The sequence below is a fragment of the Actinomadura sp. KC216 genome (genome assembly GCF_004348535.1).
Taxonomy (GTDB): domain Bacteria; phylum Actinomycetota; class Actinomycetes; order Streptosporangiales; family Streptosporangiaceae; genus Spirillospora.
The window spans coordinates 1-23,900 of record NZ_SMJX01000114.1 but is presented as its reverse complement, the minus strand read 5'-3'; the positions used below and the strand labels follow the sequence as shown (position 1 = coordinate 23,900).

Annotated in this window: 22 protein-coding genes and 1 riboswitch; of the genes, 6 read left to right on the top strand and 16 right to left on the bottom strand. The window is 70.5% G+C overall.

The annotated features are described in order from the left end of the window. A partial coding sequence (locus tag E1264_RS20820; RefSeq protein WP_347813410.1) for a gluconate:H+ symporter occupies positions 1 to 1,465 on the top strand: 1,465 nt, incomplete at its 5' end. A gap of 79 nt (positions 1,466 to 1,544) precedes the next feature. On the opposite strand, the gene E1264_RS20815 is transcribed toward E1264_RS20820, so the two are convergent. The 7 genes from E1264_RS20815 to E1264_RS20785 all read right to left on the bottom strand — a co-directional run bounded on the left by E1264_RS20815 (position 1,545) and on the right by E1264_RS20785 (position 9,529). After that, positions 1,545 to 2,174, bottom strand: a complete 630-nt coding sequence (locus E1264_RS20815) for a TetR/AcrR family transcriptional regulator (protein WP_132175999.1) — start codon at positions 2,172 to 2,174, stop codon at positions 1,545 to 1,547. Positions 2,175 to 2,688: 514 nt separating this feature from the next. Continuing rightward, on the bottom strand, positions 2,689 to 3,651 hold the full coding sequence (locus tag E1264_RS20810; protein ID WP_132175997.1) for a helix-turn-helix transcriptional regulator: 963 nt from the start codon (positions 3,649 to 3,651) through the stop codon (positions 2,689 to 2,691). Between the two features lie 59 nt (positions 3,652 to 3,710). Next, positions 3,711 to 5,336: an AMP-binding protein gene (locus E1264_RS20805; protein WP_132175995.1), complete on the bottom strand. Its 1,626-nt coding sequence runs from the start codon at positions 5,334 to 5,336 to the stop codon at positions 3,711 to 3,713. Further along, entirely contained in the window at positions 5,333 to 7,015 is a 1,683-nt protein-coding gene (locus E1264_RS20800) for an AMP-binding protein (protein ID WP_132175993.1), read from the bottom strand. Before E1264_RS20800 ends, E1264_RS20805 begins: the two co-directional genes overlap by 4 nt. A 163-nt stretch (positions 7,016 to 7,178) precedes the next feature. After that, positions 7,179 to 8,648, bottom strand: coding sequence for a serine/threonine protein kinase (locus E1264_RS20795; protein WP_243711061.1), 1,470 nt, complete (start codon positions 8,646 to 8,648; stop codon positions 7,179 to 7,181). A 60-nt stretch (positions 8,649 to 8,708) separates the two neighbouring features. Further along, positions 8,709 to 9,077 carry a metalloregulator ArsR/SmtB family transcription factor gene (locus tag E1264_RS20790; protein WP_132175989.1) on the bottom strand — a complete coding sequence of 123 codons (369 nt, stop codon included), beginning with the start codon at positions 9,075 to 9,077 and terminating at the stop codon, positions 8,709 to 8,711. Further along, positions 9,074 to 9,529, bottom strand: a complete 456-nt coding sequence (locus tag E1264_RS20785) for an SRPBCC domain-containing protein (protein ID WP_132175987.1) — start codon at positions 9,527 to 9,529, stop codon at positions 9,074 to 9,076. The genes E1264_RS20790 and E1264_RS20785 overlap by 4 nt, the downstream gene beginning before the upstream one ends. Before the next feature lie 181 nt (positions 9,530 to 9,710). On the opposite strand from E1264_RS20785, the gene E1264_RS20780 reads away from it, so the two are divergent. Then, the gene (locus E1264_RS20780) at positions 9,711 to 11,027 is read left to right on the top strand and encodes a vanadium-dependent haloperoxidase (protein ID WP_207936052.1); all 1,317 of its coding nucleotides are present in this window, start codon (positions 9,711 to 9,713) and stop codon (positions 11,025 to 11,027) included. 43 nt (positions 11,028 to 11,070) lie between these two features. Here the strand turns inward: E1264_RS20780 and E1264_RS20775 are convergent, their stop codons facing one another. From E1264_RS20775 to E1264_RS20760, 4 genes are all read right to left on the bottom strand, one after another. Further along, positions 11,071 to 11,841, bottom strand: a complete 771-nt coding sequence (locus tag E1264_RS20775; protein WP_132175983.1) for an antibiotic biosynthesis monooxygenase — start codon at positions 11,839 to 11,841, stop codon at positions 11,071 to 11,073. 89 nt (positions 11,842 to 11,930) lie between these two features. Next, on the bottom strand, positions 11,931 to 12,515 hold the full coding sequence (locus tag E1264_RS20770; protein ID WP_132175981.1) for a copper resistance protein CopC: 585 nt from the start codon (positions 12,513 to 12,515) through the stop codon (positions 11,931 to 11,933). Further along, a complete protein-coding gene (locus E1264_RS20765; RefSeq protein WP_132175979.1) occupies positions 12,512 to 13,237 on the bottom strand; it encodes a YcnI family protein in 726 nt (241 codons plus the stop codon). Before E1264_RS20765 ends, E1264_RS20770 begins: the two co-directional genes overlap by 4 nt. Before the next feature lie 77 nt (positions 13,238 to 13,314). Continuing rightward, positions 13,315 to 14,031, bottom strand: a complete 717-nt coding sequence (locus E1264_RS20760) for a hypothetical protein (RefSeq protein ID WP_132175977.1) — start codon at positions 14,029 to 14,031, stop codon at positions 13,315 to 13,317. Positions 14,032 to 14,206: 175 nt separating this feature from the next. After that, a riboswitch (cobalamin riboswitch) is annotated at positions 14,207 to 14,365 on the top strand. A gap of 148 nt (positions 14,366 to 14,513) precedes the next feature. Here E1264_RS20760 and E1264_RS20755 point away from each other — a divergent pair. Both E1264_RS20755 and E1264_RS20750 read left to right on the top strand, forming a co-directional pair. Then, positions 14,514 to 16,835: a ribonucleoside-diphosphate reductase subunit alpha gene (locus E1264_RS20755; RefSeq protein WP_243711060.1), complete on the top strand. Its 2,322-nt coding sequence runs from the start codon at positions 14,514 to 14,516 to the stop codon at positions 16,833 to 16,835. Beyond that, entirely contained in the window at positions 16,835 to 17,833 is a 999-nt protein-coding gene (locus E1264_RS20750) for a ribonucleotide-diphosphate reductase subunit beta (RefSeq protein WP_243711059.1), read from the top strand. Before E1264_RS20755 ends, E1264_RS20750 begins: the two co-directional genes overlap by 1 nt. A 64-nt stretch (positions 17,834 to 17,897) precedes the next feature. Here the strand turns inward: E1264_RS20750 and E1264_RS20745 are convergent, their stop codons facing one another. Continuing rightward, complete coding sequence (locus E1264_RS20745) at positions 17,898 to 18,884, bottom strand: hypothetical protein (protein WP_132175975.1); 987 nt, start codon at positions 18,882 to 18,884, stop codon at positions 17,898 to 17,900. Positions 18,885 to 19,303: 419 nt separating this feature from the next. Further along, positions 19,304 to 19,711, bottom strand: a complete 408-nt coding sequence (locus E1264_RS20740) for a hypothetical protein (RefSeq protein WP_132175973.1) — start codon at positions 19,709 to 19,711, stop codon at positions 19,304 to 19,306. 304 nt (positions 19,712 to 20,015) lie between these two features. On the opposite strand from E1264_RS20740, the gene E1264_RS20735 reads away from it, so the two are divergent. Further along, a complete protein-coding gene (locus E1264_RS20735) occupies positions 20,016 to 21,215 on the top strand; it encodes an MFS transporter (RefSeq protein WP_132175971.1) in 1,200 nt (399 codons plus the stop codon). 80 nt (positions 21,216 to 21,295) lie between these two features. Next, entirely contained in the window at positions 21,296 to 21,448 is a 153-nt protein-coding gene (locus E1264_RS43535) for a hypothetical protein (RefSeq protein WP_165964276.1), read from the top strand. Positions 21,449 to 21,530: 82 nt separating this feature from the next. Here E1264_RS43535 and E1264_RS20730 read toward each other — a convergent pair whose 3' ends face one another. The 3 genes from E1264_RS20730 to E1264_RS20720 form a co-directional block, all read right to left on the bottom strand. Next, positions 21,531 to 22,247 (bottom strand): hypothetical protein, encoded by a 717-nt coding sequence (locus E1264_RS20730; protein ID WP_132175969.1) that lies wholly within the window; start codon positions 22,245 to 22,247, stop codon positions 21,531 to 21,533. A gap of 267 nt (positions 22,248 to 22,514) precedes the next feature. Further along, a complete protein-coding gene (locus E1264_RS20725; protein ID WP_132175967.1) occupies positions 22,515 to 23,504 on the bottom strand; it encodes a zinc-binding dehydrogenase in 990 nt (329 codons plus the stop codon). Between the two features lie 35 nt (positions 23,505 to 23,539). After that, a complete protein-coding gene (locus E1264_RS20720; protein ID WP_132175965.1) occupies positions 23,540 to 23,881 on the bottom strand; it encodes a MerR family transcriptional regulator in 342 nt (113 codons plus the stop codon). Positions 23,882 to 23,900: the final 19 nt, after the last annotated feature.

Genomic DNA, 23,900 nt, shown 5'->3' with positions numbered 1-23,900 from the left:
TCCACCCACCTCGCCTTACACCCTCGGCACCCCCAACCCCCCATTCACCGAGAGGGTCACGTCAATGGTCCATTGGCTGCAAGAAGAGACGGGCGGGCTGCTGACGCTGTGCGCCGTGTCCATCGCGGTCCTGCTGTTCCTGATCATCAAGGTCAAGCTGGAACCGTTCATCGCGCTGCTCGTCTCCGGCCTGGCCCTCGCACTGGTCGCCGGGCTGAGCGTCGAGGAGATCGTCGGGACGGCGCTCAGCTCCAAGGAGTCCGTGCTGGAGAAGGGCTTCGGCGGGCTCCTCGGGCACATCGCGCCGATCGTCGGGCTCGGCACGATCCTGGGCGCGATCCTGGAGCGGTCCGGGGGCGCGGACGTCCTGACCCGAAGGCTGCTGAGCGTCGCCGGTGAACGCGGCGCGCCGCTCGCGATGGGTCTCGCCGGGCTCATCTTCGGCATCCCCGTCTTCTTCGACGTGGGCATCTTCGTTCTCGCGCCGCTCGTCTACATCACCGCGCGGCGGGGCGGGCGCTCCCTCGTCCTGTACACGATGCCGCTGCTCGCCGGGCTGTCGATGACGCACGCGTTCCTGCCGCCGCACCCCGGCGCGGTGGCCGTCGCCGGGCTCCTCGAAGTCCCGCTCGGCTGGCTGATCATCTTCGGGCTGATCTGCGGCATCCCCGCGTTCCTGGTCGCGGGCGTCGCGTGGGGCGCCTGGATCGGCAAGCGCATCTTCATCGAGGTGCCGGACGAGTACATCGTCGCGGAGAAGGACAAGGCCGAGAAGGAGGCGAAGGACCCGGAGCCGGAGCCGTCGCTCGCCCTCGTCGGGATGATCATCGCGGTGCCGCTGGTGCTGATTTTGCTCGCCACGTTCAGCACCGTCTGGTGGGAGGACAGCCCCCTGCTGCCCGCGCTGACGTTCCTCGGCAACCCCGTCGTCGCGCTCACCATCGCGGTGCTGCTCGCCATGTACCTGCTCGGCATCCGGCGCGGCATTGGCACCGCCGAGCTGTCCGACCTCGCCGCCAGGTCGCTCCGCCCGATCGGCATGATCCTGCTGGTCATCGGCGGCGGCGCGTTCTTCGGCGCGGTCGTGTCGGCGACCGGGGTCGGCAAGGCCCTCGCCACCACCATGTCGGACGCCGGCCTCCCGGTGATCCTGCTCGCCTACCTGATCGCCTGCGGGCTCCGGATCGCGCAGGGCTCGGCGACCGTCGCGATCGTCACCACGGGCGGCATCGTCGCGCCGCTGGTCAAGGCCGAGGACTACTCCGACCCGCACATCGCGCTGATCGCCATCGCGATCTCCGCGGGCTCCATCATCGCCTCGCACGTCAACGACGGCGGGTTCTGGATCATCTCCCGCTACTTCAACATGTCCGTGCGCGACACCATCAAGACCTGGACCGTGCTGGAGACGATCCTGTCGATCGTCGGCTTCGCCATGGCGGCCGTGCTGAGCACTTTCATCTGACCGGTGCCGACCGGCGGGGCCAGCGCGCGGCGGCCCCGCCGGTCACCGGCCCGTGTCAGGTCAACGGCCGGGAAGCGGCCTAGCGGTCGAGGAGCGACCGGAAGTGCGCCAGGATCGGCGTGCACAGCTTCGGGAGCGCGGCGTGCTGGCCCATCGCGACCATGCCGGTCACCAGGGACGCGACCCCGCCGATGAGCATCTCGCACGCGAACTCGGGATCCGGCAGCCTGCGGAACCGCTCGTCCTCCCCCAGCAGCCCGGCGACGACCTCGACGAACCCGCGCTGGACGGTGTACCGCAGCGCCGTCGCCGCCGGGCCCGCCGCGTAGATCTCCAGCAGGAACATGCGCGCCGCGCCGCCGTCCGCCGCCAGCTCCCGCAGGTAGGCGTAGAGGGCCTGTTCGAGCCGTCCCATCACGGGTTCGCCGGGCGCCGCGAGCGCCTCGGTGACGACGCCCTCGATGCGGTCGGCGGCGGCCTGGTACGCGGCGAGGAAGCAGGCCTGCTTGTCGGCGAAATGCTCGTAGAACGTCTCGCGGGACACGTGCGCCCGCTTCAGCACGTCGGCGACGGTGGTGCGGGCGTATCCCTTCTCCCCGACCGCCTGCGTCATGCCCTGGAGCATGCGGTCCCGCTGGGAGGCCGACACCTGCGCGCGGGTGAGATGATGACGCCCGCGCGGCAGCGAGGGGAAGCCGTCGGAGTCCACATGGACAAGCTATCAACGTGTTCGGGCCCGTTGAGGTAACCCGTTTACCACGAATACTACGAACATTGTTGTTCGCAGAGATGTTACGGTTTCCAGTGCATATCGGGGGGCGGACGTCCCCGTCCACGGAGCGGGGCGGGGCGGCCGAGCGATCACGGCCCGGCGCAGCCGGCGTGTGGTGAGCGGCCTTCCAGGCAGTGCGCCACGGGGGCCGATCTGCACTGGACGACGCACATCCGCACGCGGCGGCTGACCCCGTCGCCGGGCCCGATCGTAGGAGAAAGTGGAAGCCGCGCGGCCCCGCGGTTTCACCTGTTCATTGCAGCGCCCTCCTCCTTCGGCCCTAGAGGGCCTCCATCGTCGGGCGCTGCGCGCGATCGCTGCATCGCTCCGTCTCGCCTGGCGGCTCGCTGCGCGATCAGGTTTCTCGCAAGCTCGAAACCTGCCTTCGGTCGCGATCGCAGGCGTTGAGGTCGTTGCGGGTTTCGGAAGGGGCTGAGGTCAGCGTGATCGATCAGGGGAGCAGGCCCGCGCGGCGGGCTGTGGTGACGGCCTCCAGGCGGGTGTGGCTGTCCAGCTTGCGCATCGCGGAGCGCAGGTAGCTCTTGACGGTTTCGGGGAGCAGGCCCAGGCGGTCGGCGGCCTCGGCGTTGGTGCAGCCGATCGCCACATAGGACAGGACGTCCAGCTCGCGCGGCGACAGCACCGGGCGCGCTGAGCCGTTCGGCTCGTTCAGACCGGCGGCGGCCAGGCGGAGGGACGCCTCGCGGAGGCGGTCGCGGGTCGGGGCGTCCGCGACCCGTTCGGCCAGGGCGCGCAGTTCCGCGTGAACGGCCCTGACCTCCTCCCATCGGGCCGCCGACTCCGGGACGGCGGCGACGGCCGGACGCGCGCGGGCGAGCGCCTCGTCCGCGCTGTCCTGGACGGCGATGTCCTGTTCGAGGTCGCGGGCGGTCTGGACGGCGGCGCCCACCACGCGGTCGGCCAGCGACAGCGGCTCGCGCAGCGCGCCGTACAGGACGCCGCGGACCCGCCGCCGGACGACGATCGGCACCGCCAGGATCGACAGCAGCCCCTCGCGCCCGACGGGCTTGTCGTAGTCGTGGCTGATCGACGCCGAGCACGGGTAGTTGCTGACCCAGACCGGGCGTGCCATGGCCATCGCCTTGCCGCCGAGCCCGTTGCCGTGGCGGACGACGAGCCCGTCCAGCGAATCGGTCGTGTTGCCGACGAGTTCGGTGATGCGGAGCCGGTCATGCCCGCCGCCCTGCGCGCCCCCGGACACGGCGCCGCCGAACACCACGGGGAGGCGGGTCGTCCGGTGCAGGGTGAGCACCGCCGACCGCACGGCGCCCGCGTCGTCGCGCGCGATCCTGGGCGTGCCGGGGGCGCCGGGGACTCTCGGGGCTCTGGGAGCCCTGGCAGACGCGATTCCCAGCTCGCCCGGCGTTCGTTCCCCCGAGGTAGGCGCACCCATGTTCCGAGCATGCCCGGTACGGCGGCGTCCCGAAAGGCCCTTCGCGGAGAAGGGCGGGACTAGCCGTCGCCGAGGCCCAGGATGTCGACGGCCTCCGCGCGCATCTGCACCTTGCGGATCTTCCCGGTGACCGTCATCGGGAACTCGTCCACGACGTGCACGTAGCGCGGGATCTTGAAGTGGGCGAGCCTGCCCTCGCAGAACGCGCGGAGTTCCTCGGCGGTCAGGCCGGGGACGCCCTCGCGCAGCCGCACCCAGGCCATCAGCTCCTCGCCGTACTTCTCGTCCGGGACACCGATGACCTGCGCGTCCACGATGTCGGGGTGGGTGTAGAGGAACTCCTCGATCTCGCGCGGGTAGATGTTCTCGCCGCCGCGGATCACCATGTCCTTGATCCGTCCGGTGATGCTGACGTAGCCGTCGCCGTCCATCACGGCGAGGTCGCCGGTGTGCATCCAGCGGGCGGCGTCGATCGCCTCCGCCGTCTTTTCGGGCTCGTCCCAGTAGCCGAGCATCACCGAGTAGCCGCGCGTGCAGAACTCGCCGGGCGTCCCGCGCGGGACGGTGACGCCCGTCTCCGGGTCGACGATCTTGATCTCCAGGTGCGGGTGGACGCGCCCGACCGTCGAGACGCGGCGGTCGAGCGAGTCGCCCGCGCGGGTCTGCGTCGACACCGGGGACGTCTCCGTCATGCCGTAGCAGATCGCGACCTCGCCCATCCCGAGCCGCTCGATGACCTGCTTCATCACCTCGACCGGGCACGGCGACCCCGCCATGATCCCGGTGCGGAGACTCGACAGGTCGAGATCGTCCAACGACGGCTCGTTCAGGAGGGCGATGAACATCGTCGGCACCCCGTACAGCGACGTGCACCGCTCGGCGGCGACGGCGTCCAGCGTCGCCTTCGGGTCGAACGCCGGGGCCGGGATCACGACGCACGCCCCGTGGCTCGTCGCCGCGAGGTTGCCCATGACCATGCCGAAGCAGTGGTAGAAGGGCACCGGCACGCAGATGCGGTCCTCTTCGTCGTAGGCGCACAGCTCGCCGACGAAGAAGCCGTTGTTCAGGATGTTGTGGTGCGAGAGCGTCGCGCCCTTGGGGAAGCCCGTCGTCCCGGACGTGTACTGGATGTTGATCGGGTCGTCGGCGGTGAGCGTCCGGCCGATCTCGTCGAGGACGGCCGGGTCTTCGGCGCGGCCCGCCGCCATCAGCTCGTCCCACTCCGGGCCGCCGATGAGGACGACGTCCCGCAGCGCCGCGCACTTCGGCCTGACCTGCTCGATCATCGCGGCGTAGTCCGACGTCTTGAACGCGGGCGCCGACACCAGCGTCCTGATACCCGCCTGGTTGAGGACGAACTCCAGCTCATGCACCCGGTACGCCGGGTTGATGTTGACGAGGATCGCGCCGAGCTTGGCGGTCGCGTACTGGACGAGCATCCACTCCGCGCAGTTCGGCGACCAGATCCCGACCCGGTCGCCCCTGACGACGCCGCGCTCGCGCAGGCCGAGCGCGACGGCGTCCACGTCGTCGGCGAGCTGCGCGTACGTCCAGCGGCGGGCGGACGCCCGCTCGACCAGCGCGTCGCGGTCGCCGAAGGCCGCGACCGTCCTGGCGAGGTTCGCGCCGATGGTGTCGCCGAGCAGCGGCGTGCCGGCCACGCCCGACGCGTACGAGGAGGTCACCGCAGGTCCTCCTCGCGGAACTCGCCCTCCGGGCGATCGTCCGGACCCGGATGCTTGTCGATCTCGCTCGTCCGCAGCTCGACGCGGCGGATCTTGCCGGAGATCGTCTTCGGCAGCGCGCCGAACTCCAGCAGCCGGATCCGCTTGTACGGCGACAGCTGCGCCCGGCTGTGCTCGAAGATGGCCTTCGCCGTCTCCGCGTCCGGCTCCCAGCCCGCCGCCAGCGTCACGTACGCCTTCGGCACGGCCGCCCGGACCGGGTCGGGTGAGGGCACGACGGCCGCCTCCGCGACCGCCTCGTGCTCGATCAGCACGCTCTCCAGCTCGAACGGCGAGATCTTGTAGTCGGACGCCTTGAACACGTCGTCGGAGCGTCCGACATAGGTGATGTACCCGTCCTCGTCCCGGGAGCCGATATCGCCGGTGTGGTAGTAGCCGCCCGCCATCGCCTCGTCGGTGCGCGCGTCGTCGCCGTGGTACCCGATCATCAGCCCGAGCGGACGATCCTCCAGGTCGAGGCATATCTCGCCCTCATCACCGGGCTCCCCGGTCACGGGATCGATCAGAGCGACCTGGTAGCCCGGCACGGGACGTCCCATCGAGCCCGGTTTGACGGGCTGCCCCGGAGTGTTGGCGATCTGCACGGTGGTCTCGGTCTGCCCGAACCCGTCCCGGATCGTCCGGCCCCAGGCGTCCTTGACGCGCTCGATCACCTCGGGATTGAGCGGCTCACCGGCCGCCACGACCTCGCGTGGCGGGTTGGCGAGCCGTCCGAGATCTGCCTGGATCAGCATCCGCCACACGGTGGGCGGCGCGCAGAAGCTCGTGATCCCGCAACGCTCCAGGGTGTCGAGCAGCCGGTCGGCGTCGAACCGCGTGTAGTTGAAGATGAAGACGCACGCCTCCGCGTCCCACGGCGCGAACACGTTGCTCCACGCGTGCTTCGCCCAGCCCGGCGACGAGATGTTCAGATGGACGTCCCCCGGCCGCAGCCCGATCCAGTACATCGTCGACAGGTGCCCGGCCGGATAGGACGCGTGCGTGTGCTCGACCAGCTTCGGCTTCGCCGTCGTCCCGGACGTGAAGTACAGCAGCAAGGTGTCGCGCGACATCGTGAGCCCGTACGGGGTGAACGACTCCCCGTACTCGTAGGCATCGGCGAACCGGATCCACCCGTCCACCGGCTCACCCACCGCGATCTTCGTGAACTCGCCCTGGACGCCGTCGAACTTCCCGGTGTCCGCCGACCCCACCACCACATGCCGGGCCTTTCCGCGGATCAGCCGGTCCTGGAGATCGGCCGTCCCCAGCAGCGGCGTGCAGGGGATCAGCACCGCGCCGAGCTTCATCGCGGCCAGCACCGTCTCCCACAGTTCGACCTGGTTGCCGAGCATCAGGATGATCCGGTCGCCCCGCCGCACCCCCGACCGCCGCAGCAGGTTCGCCACCTGGTTCGACCGCCGCGACATCTGCGAGAACGAGTACCGCGCCTCGGAGCCGTCCTCCTCCACGATCCACAGCGCGGGCGAGTCGTTGCTCTCGGCGATCTTGTCGAACCAGTCCAGCGCCCAGTTGAACCCCGTCAGGACGGGCCAGCGGAACTTCTCGTACGCGGTCGCGTAGTCGTCGCGATGCGCGAGCAGGAAGTCGCGCGCCGCACGGAACTCGACTGCGGGCATTGGTCTCTCCTCGTAGCCGCACGGACACCCGTTCAGAGGGATCGTTCGCCATCCCGAGTGACCCACGCCACCCCCGAACGGGGGTAGTCCTACCCCGCGCGCCCCGAGTGACGATCGCGGCACCCGGGCAGACGCCGGTACGCGCGGCCCGCCGCTCGACGGGTCACCCGTGCCAGCCTTGGCCGGTGTAGTTGCCGCAGCGGTTGAGGACCAGTTCGACGTAGTTGGCGGGAGGTCCGTCCGTGTCCAGGCACAGGCCGCTTTCGAGGTTCCTGAACCGGCCGGTGCCGGGGTCGTATCGCCACTGCTGGCCGGTGTAGTTCCCGCACCTGTTCAGTACCGCGCGGACTCCCTTGGCGGGAGCGCCCGCCGTGTCCAGGCACAGTCCGCTGGGCGGGTTGGCGAGATGATGAGTGGTCGGGTCGTGGCTCCATTCCTGCCCGCTGAAGTTGCCGCACTTTCGGACTTGCACGTGGACACCGGATCCCTGCGGGCCGTCGGTGTCGATGCACAGTCCGCTGGCCGTGTTGGTGATCGGGCCCGGGCTCGACAGAGGCGATTGCGCACTGGGCGGCGTGTCGGGTGCAGGCGTGGTGGCCGGTGGCGGGCTCATGGATGCTGCCGAGGGTGTGGCGCTGGTGGAAGGCGAGGACAGCGTCGTGGCACGGCCCTCGCCTCCCGCTCCGGCCTTCCCGCCGTCTGCGGCCAGGGCCAGGACCAGGGCCAGCGCGGCGGCTCCGGCCGCGGCGAGCGCGGCCGCGCCCAGGCCCGCGTACCGGGCGAGTCGCCGGGCGGCGGGAGAGTCGATCCGTGTTGTCAGCCGACGGGTGTGCGGGTCCAGGCCCCTGCGGCGGGGTGGACGGCGAGCCGGTGAGCTCGGCGAGGAGCTGCGGAACGGCCGGCCGGGCGGTGGGATCCTTGGCGAGGGCACGAGCGACGAGTTGGCGAAGATGGGGCTCAAGGCCGGCCAGATCGGGCTCGGCGTGCTGAACCCGGTCGTTGATCTCGGCGCCGCAGGCCCCGGCGAACGCGGGACGGCCCGTGCCCGCGTAGGCGACGACGGCCCCCAGGAGAACACGTCGGCGGCGGGGAGCGGCCGGCCACCGGCCAGCAACTCGGGCGCGATGTAGCCGGGGGTGCCGATGACCGTCCCCGTACGCGTCAGTTGCCCGGTGGCGTCCAGAGCGCGGGCGATACCGAAGTCGATGACGCGCGGACCTACCGGTGACAGCAGCACGTTGGCGGGTTTCAGGTCCCGGTGGATCAACCTGGCCTGGTGGATGGCGGACAGGGCCGTCGCGATACCGACCGCGAGCGCGTCGAGATCGGCTCCACGGAGCGGACCGTGGGCGGACACCGCCTCCCGCACGGTCGGGCCGTCGATGAAGTCGGTGGCCACCCACAGCGGGTTCTGGTCGAGGCCGGCGTCCAGGACCGGCGCCGTGCAGAACCGCCGGACCCGCCGCGCCGCCTCCACCTCCTGCCGGAACCGCTCGCGGAACTCGGGCTCGCGTGCCAGCTCGTCGTTGATGACCTTGACCGCGACGGGCCGCCCGCCGCCGTCTTCGGCAAGCCACACCGTTCCCATTCCGCCGCGGCCGAGCTTCCGAACCAGCCGGTACCGCCCGATCATCTCGACCACGCGAAAAGCATGACAGACGACCACTTGTGTCTGACGGCTTCAAGCCCCGGACTAGAGCTCGTCCTGTTGAGCCGCGGGCTCGGGTTCGCGTTGGGAGTTGCGGTGGGCGGACTCGGCGAGTGCCTTGATCCGTTGCAGGCGGGTGTTCCAGTGGGCGGCTACCCCCGCCAGGGCGCGGGCCGCCTCGTCCAGGCGGTCGGGGTGGACGGTGTAGCGGACCTCGCGGCCGTCGCGGCGGGCCGTGACCAGGCCGGTGCGTTGCAGGACGGCCAGGTGCTTCGCGACGGCCTGGCGCGTGAACGGCAGTTCCGCGGCGAGTGCGGTCGGGGTCGCCTCGCCCTTGGCGAGCAGCACGTCGAGGAGCCGGCGGCGGCTCGGCTCCGCCACCGCCGCCAGCAGCTCCTCGTCATGCTCGGTCACTTGGGCGAGACCCCCGTCGCCGCGTACGTGGCCAGGTCGGCGAGGTGCTTGGACCAGCCCGCGTTGTGGTCGTCGATGTAGGCGGTCTTCCGCTCGTCGGTCCAGTCGGTCTCGTCCAGGCCGGTCTCGGTCACGCGCAGCAGCGTACGCTCGCCGTCCGGGACGAGCTTGAACTCCACCAGGGTCGAGTTGCCCTCGCCGGGCCGGGTGCCCTCGGGGTTGCCCCAGCGGTAGGCGAACCGGTGCGGCGGTTCGACGGCCGCCACGACGAACTTCGCCTGCTCCTGCGCGGCCGTCTCCTTGTCGACCCAGGTCAGCGTGCCGTCGCCGCCCGCTCGCAGGTCGATCTCCGCCTTGTCGCTGAACCACTGGGCGATCTGCTCCGGCTCCGTCACCGTCCGCCAGACCACGTCCACGGGTGCGTCGATCAGGATCTCGTGCTCGATGCTCATGAAGTCCTCCAGCTCGAAATGAAAACGCAACCTCTGGTTGCACGACAACCGTAACCCGGGTGGGCGGCAATGCGCAACCGTTGGTTGCATTTTGGTCCTGGGTCCCTGTCCTGGGTCTTGCCTGGACGGGTGCATCGTGGTCCGCTCGGGTCCCTGCTCGGTGATGGTGAGGCGGGACGTCGTGAAGAAGCTCCTGGTTCTGTTCGTCGTGTGCGCGGTGGTGGGCGGCGGTGTCGTGCCTCCGGCCTGGGCCGGTGGACGGGCGGGGCCCGATGTCGAGCCGGTCGCCACCTGGAACGGGCTGGCGCTTGAGGCCGTGCGCGCTATCCGGGCGAGCGACGCCGACGCGGCCCGGTCGTACGCGATGGTGAACGCGGCCATGTACGACGCGGTCAACGGGATCGCGGTGCAGAGTGACGGCCGCGACCGCGCGCATCTGCTGACCTCGCCGGACGGCGCTCCGCGGCGCGGCGACCGGCAGGCGGCGGCGGTGGCCGCGGCCCACGCCGTGCTCAGCGGGCTGTATCCGGATCGCTCCGCTCGTTTCGATGAGCAACTGGCCGCTGACCTCGGGAAACTCGGTGACGGGCCGAGCGTTTCCGCCGGACGGGCATGGGGGCAGGCCGTGGGCGCGCACGTCATCGACGTCCGGGACGGGGACGGGTCGCGTCCGGTCGAGACGCAGCCGGGCGGCACCGGGCCCGGGGTGTTCCCGGCCGCCTGGTCGGGCGTCCAGTACCGCGCGATGGTCCCGTTCGGGATCGCCGATGGGGGGCGTTACGTCGCGCCCGGCCCGCCCGCGCTCGGCAGCCTCGACTACGCGGCCGCGTTCGCCGAGGTGAAGCTGGTCGGCGACGCCCGGATCGCGGACCCGGCCAAGCTCGCGCACTACCAGTACTGGTCGCTGCCGGCGGGGTCGGCGCAGCCGCCCGGAGAATGGCTGAAGATCGCGCTGGAGGTGGCCGCGAAACGGTCGCTTTCCGATCAGGCACGGCTGGCGGCCCTGCTGAGCGTCGCCCTGGCGGACGTCTCGATCTCGACCGTGCGGACCAAGTTCGTCCATCGGCATTGGCGGCCCGAGACGGCAATCCAGCAGGCCGATACCGATGGCAACCCGCACACCGAGAAGGACACCGGGTGGAAAGCGCGCGCGGGGAGCGCGGGTAGCTCGCCTGAGTACATCTCCGGGCACAGCTCGTTCAGCGCTGCCGGTGCCGCCGTCCTGGCGGGCTTCTTCTGCGCCGACCGCGTCCCGTTCAGCCATGTGACGGACTCGGCGCCCATCGATCCGTCCACCGGGGAACCGATGAAGCGCACGTTCGCGAGCTTCTCCGGAGCCGCCGCCGATGCCGGACGGTCCCGGGTGGTCGGCGGCAGCCATTTCCAGTTCAGCAACGAGGCGGGGCTGGCGATGGGCCGGAGCCTCGCCGCCGAGATCCTGGCCAAGAAGCTCCTCTACACGACAGGCCCCACCCACCACGGCGAATGCCCGCTCTGAACCGCGGCCGGAGGACGAGACGACCGGTGGTCGGTTCCGGCCGTCAGGGCTTGGGCGGGATGTAGGGCGGGGCCTCGCCCCAGCCCCAGTGCGGCATCGGGGCCTCCAGCGGCGGTTTCGCGTCCGGCTGGGAGTTGGCGAGGGCGATGCGCGTCCCCCACTCGATGTAGGACGTGAACGCGGCGCGGAACTCGGGATCGTCCGGGAGGCCGACCTCGTCGGCGGCGTCCATCAGGAGCGACACCCAGCGGCGCCGCTGCGGTTCGGTGATGCCCTTGCGCAGGTGCTGCCGGACCATGTGGTGGTAGCCGCCGCGCTCCGCGCTGTAGCGCTCCGGGCCGCGGAAGACCTCGCTCAGCCAGATCGCGACCCATTTCGGGTGGTCCGGGGCCATGTGCTCGAACAGGGGGCGGAGGAGGTCGTCCTTCAGCACGTTCGTGTAGAAGACCTCGGTGAGCCGCTCGAACGCCTCGGTGCCGCCCGCCCAGTCGTACAGCGTCGGGACGGACCCGCCCGCGCCGCGCACGGGCGTCCGCTCGTAGTGCCGCATCTCCTCGATCTGCCGGACGTACGGCTTGATCTCGGCGAAGAAGGCGGGGAAGTGCTCGCCGCCGCGGAAGCCCTGGAGGTGGTCCTCGGCGGATGTCCAGCAGATGCGGAGGATGTACGACGCTGGCTCCTCGACGCACCGGGACAGCTCGTAGTCCACGCATTGCGGCGCGGCGGCCAGGGAGGCGGACGCGCGCGCGTAGGCGGCCTCGAACCCGTCCGCCCCGGACGGGTCGATGCGGTAGCGGATGTACTCGACGATCATGGAACCCCCAGCTGCGACCGGTCGGGTAATCACAGTAATCCTGTAATCACCCGACCGGAAGCAGAATGATCGTCTTTGTCCTCCGGCCGTCAGCCGCCGGACGCGGGCGAGCGGCGGAACCAGGCGACGGCACCGCCCGCCCCGGCGATGACGAGCGCGATCAGCCCGATCCACAGCCAGCCGGACGACCCGCCGCCCGACTCCTCGGACGCCGCCGCGTTCGACGGGGACGCCGCGGGGATGACCGGCTGCGGGCTCCCGGCACCGGGCGACGCCGTCGAACCGGACGCACCGCCCGTGCTCGCCGACGAGCCCTCCACCGTGAACTTGTAGCTGCCCGACACCGGGTGGCCGTCCACCGACACGACCCGCCAGCCGACCGTGTACTTCCCGTTCGGCAACGCGCCGTTGACCGGCTGGGTGACCTTGTTGTCGACGGCCTTGGCCGTGCCCGCCTGGTACTGCTTGCCGGACGCGTCGGTGACCAGCACGCGCGGCAGCCGGATCGTCTCCGTGTAGGTCAGGACGATCTCCGACGGGGCCGCGACCGACGAATCCTTCTTCGGGGTGGACCCCGTCAGCGCGGTGTGCGCCGAGGCCGGAGCCGCGGACATCGCCAGCACCGTCCCCACGGCCAGCGCCCCCGCCGCGATGCGGCCCGCCGCCCGGGTCATGACCGGCTCCGGGCGCGGGTGACGCCGTAGCCGCCGACCGCGATGCCGAGGACGCCGACGGCGATGCCGACGCCGCCGAGCAGCCGCGCGGTGCCGTCATCGGCGGACACCGTGGCGGCCGAGTCGGCCTTCGTGGCCGCGGTCAGCCCGACCGCGGACTGCTGGCCCTTCGGGAGGAGCTTGAGCACGGGCGCCGGGTGCTCGGGTTCGGCCGCCCCCTCGGCGGCCGGCGGCTGGTCCCACTTCACGACCTCGCCGTTGGAATATGTCTGGTCGGCCTTGAACATCAACTCTCCGGTGTCGGTCGGCAGCCGTCCCATGGAGACGTCGAACTCCTGGAAGGTGCCGGGGTCGATCTTGCCGCCGGACCAAGTGATCTTGGTGACGGCCTCGGTCTGCTCGCCGCCCTCGGTTTTGATCGGGGTGGCGAGCTTGGTCTTCTCGGCCTTCACCGTCCAGCCGGGGACGGGCCGGACCGACACCGACGACAGCGGGCGGTCGGCCGGCAGGTACACCACCAGCTTCGTGGTGGACGCGTTGTCGCGCTCGTTCGGCACCCGGAACGCCACCTTGGCGTACGTCCCCTGCTCGGCGGTCTTCGGGTTGACGGTGACGTGCGCGGACGCGGCCGTGGCCAGGCCGAGCAACGACGCGGCGGCGAGGCCGGCGACGGCGCCCAGCCTGCGGGCGGTCGGCGGAAGGGCATGAGAAAGAGAAGTCATGGCGGGATCCGTTCGAGTCTACGTACGGGAAAATCCGGAAGCGCCGGGATCGGCGTCCGGTGACGTACGGCACTCGCTCAGCAGGACGGAAGCGTGCGGGCGAGCACCCTCGAACGCGGCGGGGGACCCCGCCGGACGACCTGGTGCCGCAGCGTGCGGCCGATCGCCATGAGGGCGGCCGTCGCCGGTGCGGCGGGGGTGATGCGCGGCGGAGCCGTGGCGGGCTCGGTGGCGAGGAAGGCGAGAAGCAGCAGACAGACCAGCCGGATCGACCGGTCGGCAGCGCCCGCGACCCGCCGGGCCAGCGACCACGCGGCCCGCTCCCCGCGGCGCAGCCACCATGCCGCGATCAGCGCGGCGACGGTGTGCGCGAGCGTCATCGTCGCGCCGCCCGTGAGGTGCGCGACGGGCAGCAGGAAGTCCGAGCCCGCCGTCGCCGCGTCCGGGACGGCGGTGTCGTGCATCCCCGCCTGGTGCAGGGCCGCGGCGCGGAGGGCCGGGTCCTGAAGGGTCGCCAGGGGCGGGTGGACCGGGTCGGTGGCGCTCGTGAAGAGCACGTGCAGCGCGAACTGCCCGCCCAGAAGGCCGCCGAGGATCGTCGCTAAGGACCGTTCGTGGCCCGCCAGCAGGTGCGTCACGCCCAGCACGGCCACGAATCCCGTCAGAACCGCCCAGACGGGGATCACCGTCCCCGATGCGAGGACGTGCCCGGCGGTGGCCAGCGAGACGCACACGGTGGCGAACACCACCGCGCGCGCGGTTCGGAAGCCCGGTTCCGGGGGGCGCAGGGACATGGCGTCACCATCGTGCCACCAGATCCGCCGTCCGGGTAGTGGGCCCCGTGATCTTTCCAACACGCCCAACATCTTGGGGTTGTGCAAAGATCGTCAACTACATGTAGGGTTCAATCCCGTGCTGGTTCGCCCCCGCCGCTGGTCGGCGGCGCCGTTTCGTCGGCGGGGGCGTCGCAAGAGGGAACCCGGTGCGAATCCGGGACTGCCCCGCAGCGGTGAGTGGGAACGACCGCCGTCTTCACGCACTGGGCCGGAATCCACCGGCCCGGGAAGCGACGGCCAGTAGGACGCGCCTTCGTCCGAGAAGGCGCGATGCCCGCGAGTCCGAAGACCTGCCCGCACGGAGAACCCGGGGTCGCCCCCGGGTCGACACGTCCAGGCTTCGCGGGTGGGCCGGGGGCGGAACGCGGCGTGCCTATCGCTGGGCGGCTCGTGTCCCGTTCGCATGCCGTCCGCGGGGCGGCTGCGAGGGGAGAGAGCACGTGACACAGGACCTGGCCGTACCGGTGGAGCCGCGCGGGGCGGCGTTCGCGGAGGTCGCCGCGGAGGCCGTGGCGAAGGTCGCCGCCGAGGTCGAGGCCGCCTGCGACGGGGTGCCGGACGTCGAGCCGGGCCGGGTGCTGGCCGCCGTCCGCCCTGGGGAGGGGACGGACGGCCTGGACGCGGCGGCGCTGCGCGACCTGGCGATCGGCGAGGCGAGCGCGCTGGTCTCGGCCGAACCCGGATACTCCAAGGTCGCGGCACGCCTGCTCGGGCTGCGGATCAGGGACGAGGCGGCGTCCGCCGGGGTCCGGACGTTCGCCGAATCGGTCGCCGCCGCGCATCGGGAGGGTCTGCTCGCGGACGCTCCGGCCGCGTTCGTCGCCGCCGACGCCGCCGCGCTCAACGCCCTCATCGACCCGTCCGCCGACGACCGCTTCGAGTACTTCGGGCTCCGGACGCTCTACGACCGCTACCTGCTGAGGCATCCGCGGTCGAGGCTCGTCCTCGAACGTCCGCAGCATTTCCTCCTGCGCGTGGCGTGCGGCTTGGCCGACTCCGCCGATGAGGCCGCCGAACTGTACGGGCTGCTGAGCACCCTCTCGTATCTGCCCAGCTCACCGACGCTCTTCAACTCCGCCGCCCGGCGCCCGCAGCTCTCGTCCTGCTTCCTGCTCGACTCGCCGCGCGACGAGCTGGAGTCGATCTACGAGCGGTACGGGCAGGTGGCGCGGCTCAGCAAGTACGCGGGCGGCATCGGGATCTCGTGGACGAAGGTCCGGTCCCGGGGCTCGCTGATCCGCGGCACGAACGGGCATTCCAACGGGATCGTCCCGTGGCTGCGGACGCTCGACTCGTCGGTCGCCGCCGTCAACCAGGGCGGGCGCCGTAAGGGCGCGGCGTGCGTGTACCTGGAGCCGTGGCACGCCGACGTCGAGGAGTTCCTGGAGCTGCGCGACAACACGGGCGAGGACGCGCGCCGCACCCACAACCTCAACCTCGCCAACTGGATCCCCGACGAGTTCATGCGCCGCGTCGAGCAGGACGGGACCTGGTCCCTGTTCGACCCGAAGGAGGTCCCCGAGCTGGCGGACCTGTGGGGCGACGCGTTCGACGAGGCGTACCGGGCGGCGGAGAAGGCGGGACGGTTCGTCCGGCAGCTCCCGGCCCGCAAGCTCTACGGGCGGATGATGCGGACGCTCGCCGAGACCGGCAACGGCTGGATGACGTTCAAGGACGCCGCCAACCGCGCCTGCAACCAGACCGCCGAGCCGGGCCAGTCCGTCCACCTGTCGAACCTGTGCACCGAGATCCTGGAGGTGACGAGCGACGGCGAGGCGGCCGTGTGCAACCTCGGATCGGTGAACCTCGCCGCGCACGTCGGGCCGTCCGGGATGGACTGGGAGCGGCTGCGCGCCACCGTCCGCACCGCCATCCGGTTCCTCGACCGCACCATTGACCGCGGCTTCTACCCGACCCCAGAAGCGGAGAAGGCGAACCGGAAATGGCGCCCGGTCGGCCTGGGCGTGATGGGGCTCGCGGACGTCTTCTTCACGCTCCGCCTGCCGTTCGACTCCGACGAGGCCCGGGTCCTGTCGACGCGCATCGCGGAGGAGATCGCGCTGGCGGCCTACGACGCGTCCGCCGACCTCGCCGCCGCGCACGGCCCGCTGCCCGCCTACGACCGGACCCGCACCGCCCGCGGCCAGCTCCACCTGGACCATTTCCCGGACGCCGCACCGGCCCGTCCGGACGAATGGGAGCGGGTGCGGGCGCGCGTCGCCGAGGTCGGGCTCCGCAACTCGCTGCTGATCGCGATCGCGCCGACCGCGACGATCGCGTCCATCGCGGGCTGCTACGAGTGCATCGAGCCGCAGGTCTCCAACCTGTTCAAGCGCGAGACGCTGTCCGGCGAGTTCCTACAGATCAACGGCTATCTGGTGGACGATCTGAAGTCGCTCGGGCTGTGGACTCCGGCCGTCCGGGAGGCGATCAAGAAGGCGAACGGCTCCGTCCAGGGCCTCGTCGACCTGCCGGAGGAGATGCTGGCCCTCTACCGCACCGCGTGGGAGCTGCCGCAGAAGGCGCTGATCGACCTCGCCGCCGCCCGGACCCCGTACATCGACCAGGCCCACTCGCTGAACCTGTTCATGGAGACGCCGACCATCGGCAAGCTCTCCTCGATGTACGCCTACGCGTGGCGGAGCGGCCTCAAGACCACGTACTACCTGCGGTCGCGCCCCGCCACCCGGATCGCCCAGACCACGGTGGCGGCGGCCGTCTGCTCCCTGGAGAACCCCGAGACCTGCGAGGCGTGCCAGTAATGATGCTGCTCGACCCCGGCATGGACCTGACGCTGCGGCCCATGCGCTACCCCGACTTCTACGAGCGCTACCGCGCCGCGATCCGCAACACGTGGACGGTCGAGGAGGTCGACCTCGCGTCCGACCTCGTGGACCTCGCGCGCCTGACGCCCGCAGAACTGCACCTCGTCAACCGGCTCGTCGCGTTCTTCGCCACCGGCGACTCGATCGTGGCGAACAACCTGGTGCTCAACCTCTACAAGCACGTCAACGCTCCCGAGGCGCGGCTCTACCTGTCGCGCCAGCTGTTCGAGGAGGCCGTCCACGTCCAGTTCTACTTGACCCTGCTCGACACTTACCTCCCCGACCAGGACGAGCGCGCCAAGGCGTTCGCGGCGATCGAGCACATCCCGTCCATCCGGTCCAAGGCGGAGTTCTGCTTCCGCTGGATCGACTCGCTCGGCTCCCTGGACGAGCTCCGCACCGGCGCAGACCGTCGCGCGTTCCTTCTGAACCTGATCTGTTTCGCGGCGTGCATCGAGGGCTTGTTCTTCTATGGCGCCTTCGCCTACGTGTACTGGCTCCGTTCGCGCGGGCTGCTGAACGGCCTCGCCTCCGGAACCAACTGGGTCTTTCGGGATGAATCCGCGCACATGGAGTTCGCGTTCTCGGTGGTCGACACCGTCCGGGCGGAGGAGCCGGAGCTGTTCGACGCCGAGCTGACGGAGCAGGTCACGCGGATGCTGGACGAGGCCGTCCAGGCGGAACTCGACTTCGCCCGCGACCTGTGCGGCGACGGGCTGCCCGGGATGAGCGCGGACGACATGCGCGCCTACCTGGAGTACGTCGCGGACCAGCGCCTCGTCCGCCTCGGCCTCCCGGCCCGCTACGGGACGGCGAACCCGTTCGCGTTCATGGAGCTACAGGACGTCCAGGAGCTTTCGAACTTCTTCGAGCGGCGCGTCTCGGCGTACCAGATCGGGGTGAAAGGGAGCGTCTCGCTGGACGAAGCGTTCTGACGGTACCCCGGCCGGAGGTTATTCCGGCCGGAGGTTTCTCTGCGTTTGGACGCCGCGCGTCCACCTAGTCCGCGGGTTCGATCAGGCGCATGGTGATCACTATCCGGTCCGCCTCGAAGTGTCGGCGGTCGCCCGCACGCAGGACGAATCTCTGTACGGCGGTCTTTTGACACCTTTTCAGGGTGACGTCGAGGTCTCGTACGCGGTCGCCCTTGAACCACCAGACGACCACTTGAGTACATCCGCTGCCGTCCTTGCGGAGCCATCCGCGGAGCTTGGTGCGGGTGGTGGTGCCGACGACCTGCCCCCAGGGCCGGGTGATGACCCACCGGCGCTCCGCCTTCGCGGACATGTCGAGTGTGCGGGTCGCCGTCTCCGGCCCCGGGTCTGGGCGCGAGCCGGTGACGGGGGCGCCGGATCCGTTGAGACCGCCGGAGGCGCCGACATCGCCGACACCGCTGACACGGCCGGAGCCGCCGGAATCGCCGGATCCGCCGGGGCCGAGTTCGGTGAAGAAGACCGCCAGCGCTACGAGCACCGCCAGTGCGCCGAGGGAAAGGAGGGCGACGGCCTTCCTGTCCGGGATGTGGGTCACCGTGGCCTTCATGGAAGGGAGCCGGTTCAGTTCGGCGATGACGTGCATCCGGCGATGCTCGTCAGTCGGCGGCGGACGCCCTGCTTCATTCGGGTTCGCGGGTGAGGGAGTGGAATCCGCGGCGGGAGTCCGGCGGCCCTTGCCCTTGAATCGCCGAGTGTCGGCCTTTTGTCGCCGATCGGCTAGTTGAGCATCCGCGTGTAGTGATTTCCAATCTTCGTCGTGCTCGGCGCCGAGCGCTTTGACCAATGCGTCGAGTTTCTCCCACGCGGGCACGACAGACCATGTTTTGAACCAGCCCTCGACGGTGCTCGACGGCAGCTTCAGACCGCATGATGCGGCCAGGCGGTCGATGTCGCGTGGCGAAGGTTCGCCGCAGGCTTTGAGCGCGTCCTTGACGCGATCCCAAAGGTACGTGACCGATTCGGGGATCACATGTTCCTCGGGTCTGCTCACGGGAGAGATTGTTCACTATCCGCCAGTAGCCCATAAGGGCCCAGGACTTCGGGTAGTTTGCCGCTGCGTCCGCCCTGTGAAGTGCGCAAATCATCCGGAGCCCAGAATGCGACGGCTCCGTTCGGCCGAAAGTGGTCGCCCGGACGGCGGTGACGGCCCTTGCCTGAAGCGTCGACCGTCCGGCGCCCTCGCCGAGGCAGTGCGGTGAGCTCGGGTTTTCAGGGCGGAACTGATGAGCAAATATGAATCGCGAAAGCGGTCAGAAAGCTTTCGACATGAAGTGCGCGACCGGCGACTTTCGCGACGATGTTCACGGCGTGCATGACGCCCGGCACCGCCCCGGAGGGCGGCGTGCCGTGGCACCGGTGCCCCAACGCTAGTGATCCGGTGCCACGGCACGGTTCAGGATGCGAGCCGCGTCAGCACTTGATGCCGCGGGTCTTCGCGACGGCGACCAGACGGTTGTGCCACCACCCCTGCGCAACAGCCCGGTAGTACTTGCCATTGACGCAGCTCCGCGTGGGGAGCTTGACGGTGACGGAGTCCCAGCCGCACTTCTTGGGCAGCGGAGTCACGCGCCTCCAGCCGGAGCGGTGCTTGCGCTGCACGTACACCCTGACGCAGACCCGGTCGCGGCCCGAGGTCAGGTCCTTCATCCGGGCTGCGGCGGCGTAGCGGTTGCGGCGCTGGTCGACGGCGAGGCCGACGGTAAGGCGCCAGCGCGCGGCCGCGCTGAACGCCTCGGTGGTCTGCGGGGCCGGCGCTGCGACGGGCGCCGGGGCGGCCGATGCGGCGGGAGCCGTCAGTACGGCCGTTGCAGGGGTCATTACGGCTGTGGCGGTGGCCAGTGTCAATGCGGTCCTACGGATGCTTGTCATGGGGCTCGCGCCCTCCTTCTGTGCTCGTGAGCGGTCCTTCCGACCGCTCCGATGCGCCGCAGACTGCTGCGTCCCGCCGCCGTGGGGAAACCTTTCCGGCCCGGCTCGGCCCGGCTCGGTCCGGCTCGGGTCGGTCCGTCCTGAGCCGGACGTTGCGCGCCCCAGGGATCTCTGTAGTCTCTCAACGGAATAAATCTTAACGTTGATCTATTTGACGTTGACAGATGATCCGTCGAGCAGGGAGTGTGCAGCGATGAACCGCGTCGAACCGTCCGCGGCGGCCGAGGCCGCCTCCGAGCATGTGACCCTCAAGCGCTGGCTGGCCGTCCTAGCGGTCGCCGTCGGGACGTTTCTCGTGGTCACGGCGGAACAGTTGCCCGTCGGCCTGCTGACGTCCATCGGCGGTGACCTCGGGGTCTCCGAGGGGACGGCGGGCCTGATGGTCACCGTGCCCGGCCTGGTCGCGTCCGCGGGCGCGCTCTTCGTTCCCGTCGTGATCGGACGGCTGGACCGCCGCGTCGTCCTGCTGGGCCTGATCAGCCTCATGGTGGCGGCGAACCTCCTCTCCTTCCTGGCTCCGAACTTCCCCGTCCTGCTGGCCTCCCGCTTCCTGGTCGGGATCTCCATCGGCGGGTTTTGGGCGCTGGCCGCCGGGATCGCCGTCCGCCTCGTCCCGTCGACCCACGTTCCCCGCGCCACGTCCATCGCCTTCGGCGGGGCGACGGCCGCGAACGTTCTCGGTGTTCCGGCCGGGACGTTGATCGGCGGCCTCACCGACTGGCGGATCGCGTTCCTCACCCTCTCCGGCCTGGGCCTCCTGGCCGTGGCCGCGCTGTTCGTGCTCCTGCCCGGCATCCCCGCCACCGGGTCCATCCACCTCCGCCCGCTGCTCGCGCTCTTCGGCAACCCGTTCGTCCGCGGCGCGACCATGGCCACGTTCCTGCTGGTCAGCGGGCACATGGCGGCCTACACCTTCGTCAGCCCCGTCCTCCAGGACATCTCCGGCATCGACGAGGACCTCATCGGCCCGCTGCTGCTGGTGTTCGGCGCCGCGGGCATCGCCGGGACGTTCGCCGCCGGAAGCGCCGCGGGGAAGAACGTCCGCGTCACGCTTGTCGCCGTCAGCGTCCTGCTCACCGCCGTCCTGGCCGTGTTCCCGCTGCTCGGCGCGACGGCCGCCACCGGGGTCGCCCTCCTGGTCCTGTGGGGCCTGGCGTTCGGTGGCGTGCCCATCACCGTCCAGATGTGGATCCTGAAGGCCGCGCCCGACCACGCCGAGGCGGCCACGGCGCTCAACACCGTCGTGTTCAACCTGGCCATCGCGCTCGGGGCGCTGTTCGGCGGCTTCGTGGTGAACGGCGCGTCCGCCACCGCCGTCCTGTGGTTCGGCGCGGCGCTGACCGTGCTCACCTTCCTGGCCGTCTGGAGCACGCGGCGCGCCTCAGCAAGATGATCCGCACCTCTGGGACGGTTCCGAACTTTCCAGAGTGGGCAGACGTTGAACTGTCAAAGCTAGGCCGAGGAGGAAGAACGTTGGCTTCCATCATCGACCGGATTAAGAAATTCATCCGGAGCCCGCAGGGCCAGAAGGCGCGGGCCAGGGCGGAACGGCTCGCCCGCGACCCCCGCACCCAGGCCAAGGCCCGCCGTCTGCTGGCCAAGGTCCGCGGCGGCTCCCGCCACTGAGCCCGGTGGCCGCCGCAACCGACAACCGCACATCAGGCCCGTCCCGCTGAGGGGCGGGCCTTCGACCTTCCGCCTCCGGACGTCACGTCTTGCGGACGCGGCGCATGATCACCCAGAGCGCGATGACGGCCACCAGCACGACGGCGCCGCCGATGAGCCACGGTTTCCGGCTCGGGGCGACGTGCCCGGAGACGACCACGATCTCGCTCTTGCCCGAAACGGCGGTGATGTCGCGGGTCACGAGCATGAAATCGTCGGAGCCGAGCACGTCATTGGTCTTCCGGAAGCCGTCCAGCCCGCCGGTGTGGCTCTCCTTCTTGGAATCGACCAGCAGTTTGGTCCCGTCGGCCTTGTGCACCAGGTAGAGCGAGATGAGTTCCAGTTTGTCGTCGTCCCGCTTCACCAGGACCTTGCGCTCGTAGAACCGTCCGTTCGGCCCCGCGAGCGCGTTGGCCGCGTCCAATCCCGGCGCCGGCTTGTTGGAACCGCCACCCTGCTCCCACGGCCGGACGCAACCGGACGCCTGGCAGGGGCGCGGCGCCATCAGCCGTCCGATGAGCTCTTCGGGGGAGCCCATGGTGGCGAACGCGGCCACCCTGGCCTGGCTGTTCGCGCTCTGGAACTCGTCGCCGATGACGTCCGTCGACCGCAGGTACTCGCCGAACATGTCCCTGGTGGTGGGCGGCGTCGCGCATGCGGCCAGCGGCAGCGCGAGCGCGCACACGGCGGCCACGCGCAGCACGGAGGCCCGCGCGATCCTCCTGAGCGCGCGCCTTGGCCCGCGGTCCGAACCGATCATGACTTCGCCACCTCTCCCTCGCCCGGCGTCACGCGGACGAGGCCGCGGTTGCGGTCCGCGACCGGTCCCGAACATTGGGGATATCCGCCCTGCTCATGACCGGCTTCACGCAGATTATGGAACGATCAAATGGTCATGACCGGGGAGAATGCGCCTTGAGAACGATCAAAACGCGGACAGTATCCCAGCCGATTAACGCCGGTTCAATCGCCCTTACCGACCAATATGGCGAGTTTTCGACTTCGGCAGAAAAGGGCTGGGCGCCGGTCAGGCCCAGGGGTCGAGCGCGTGCTTCCCGATGGTCCGGCCGGTTTCGAGGTCGGCCAGGAGCGCGGGCCCGTCCGCCAAGGCATGGATCCGGGGGGCGCTCTCCGTGTAGACGCCTCGCGCGATGAGCTCCTGGAGCTTGTTCATCAGCCCGTCGTAAATCTGCGGGGCCTTGGCCGCGAGCGCACCGATGTGCAGGCCCATGACCTGGACCTGATGCCTGAACACGAGATCATGCGTGGTCAGCGCCGCGTCACCCGACGCCGCGCCGAACACCACGACCCATCCCGTGAACGGCTTGACCACCGACAGGCTCGTCTCGAAGGTGGCGCGTCCCACCGACTCCAGCACGACGTCCACGCCGCCGGTCAGCCGCATGACCTCGTCCGCCAGGTCGGGGCGGTAGGCGTCCAGGACGTCCTCGACTCCCAGAGCGCGAAGCGCGCCGTGCTTGGACGGCGACGCCGTGGCGATCACCCGCGCGCCGTAGTGCAGCGCCAACCGCACGGCGGCCTGGCCGACCCCTCCCGCCGCCGCGTGGATGAGCACAACGGCCCCGGCCTGGACGTTCTCCAGAGGGCGCAGGGCGGCCAGCGCCGTGGCCCAGTTCAGCACCATGCCGAGCGCCGACGCGTCCGCCCATCCGTCCGGAACGGGGAGGAGGCCCGCGTCCGGCATCGTCATGTACTGGGCGAATGCACCCCGCCCCGCCCCCACCACCCGTGCGCCGACCGGCGTCGCACTCCCGGGCCCGACCTCGACGACTTCGCCGACAGCCTCGAACCCTGCGACGTACGGCGCCTCGGGCCCGCCGCCGTAGGTACCGCGACTCTGCATCACGTCAGCGAAGTTGACCCCCGCCGCCGTGACCCGGACGAGCACCTCCCCGGCCCCAGGAGCGGGCCGACGAGCGTCGTCCACGAGAACCAGGTCCGAAGGCCCGCCCCACGACCGCTGAATCAGAGCGCGCATCTCATCAACGTTCTCCATGACGCGACCGTAGAACCCTCACACAGGCGTCAAGGTCAAGCGTCCCGGGCCTGCCGCAGATAGGCGTCGAGCGCCGACCGCCGCAGGCTGAGCTCCGCGATGTGCGCGGCGAGCCGGTCGCGATACCGCTGGACCTCGTCCAGGAACTCCTCGCACGGCGGCCCGTCGCCCAGATGCAGCAAGAGTTCCCGGACGAGCCGTACCGGCAGCCCAGCCTCCAGGAGCGAACGGACCTGAACGACGGTAGCGACGGTGGACGGACAGTAGTCGCGGTAGCCATTCGCCAGACGACCGGGCGTGATCAGCCCCTCGTCCTCGTAATACCGCAACGCCCTGACACTGGCCCCGCTAACCCGGGCCGCCCGCCCAATCCTCACACAACCCCCAACCCAGGCC

What these genes read in the sequence shown, in the direction of transcription:
- E1264_RS20810 (WP_132175997.1), bottom strand. Translation starts at nt 3,651, where the DNA reads ATGGGTGCGCCTACCTCGGGGGAACGAACGCCGGGCGAGCTGGGAATC.
- E1264_RS20800 (WP_132175993.1), bottom strand. Translation starts at nt 7,015, where the DNA reads ATGCCCGCAGTCGAGTTCCGTGCGGCGCGCGACTTCCTGCTCGCGCAT.
- E1264_RS20795 (WP_243711061.1), bottom strand. Translation starts at nt 8,648, where the DNA reads ATGATCGGGCGGTACCGGCTGGTTCGGAAGCTCGGCCGCGGCGGAATG.
- E1264_RS20785 (WP_132175987.1), bottom strand. Translation starts at nt 9,529, where the DNA reads ATGAGCATCGAGCACGAGATCCTGATCGACGCACCCGTGGACGTGGTC.
- E1264_RS20775 (WP_132175983.1), bottom strand. Translation starts at nt 11,841, where the DNA reads ATGATCGTCGAGTACATCCGCTACCGCATCGACCCGTCCGGGGCGGAC.
- E1264_RS20770 (WP_132175981.1), bottom strand. Translation starts at nt 12,515, where the DNA reads ATGACCCGGGCGGCGGGCCGCATCGCGGCGGGGGCGCTGGCCGTGGGG.
- E1264_RS20765 (WP_132175979.1), bottom strand. Translation starts at nt 13,237, where the DNA reads ATGACTTCTCTTTCTCATGCCCTTCCGCCGACCGCCCGCAGGCTGGGC.
- E1264_RS20760 (WP_132175977.1), bottom strand. Translation starts at nt 14,031, where the DNA reads ATGTCCCTGCGCCCCCCGGAACCGGGCTTCCGAACCGCGCGCGCGGTG.
- E1264_RS20750 (WP_243711059.1), top strand. Translation starts at nt 16,835, where the DNA reads ATGATGCTGCTCGACCCCGGCATGGACCTGACGCTGCGGCCCATGCGC.
- E1264_RS20740 (WP_132175973.1), bottom strand. Translation starts at nt 19,711, where the DNA reads ATGACCCCTGCAACGGCCGTACTGACGGCTCCCGCCGCATCGGCCGCC.
- E1264_RS20735 (WP_132175971.1), top strand. Translation starts at nt 20,016, where the DNA reads ATGAACCGCGTCGAACCGTCCGCGGCGGCCGAGGCCGCCTCCGAGCAT.
- E1264_RS20730 (WP_132175969.1), bottom strand. Translation starts at nt 22,247, where the DNA reads ATGATCGGTTCGGACCGCGGGCCAAGGCGCGCGCTCAGGAGGATCGCG.
- E1264_RS20725 (WP_132175967.1), bottom strand. Translation starts at nt 23,504, where the DNA reads ATGGAGAACGTTGATGAGATGCGCGCTCTGATTCAGCGGTCGTGGGGC.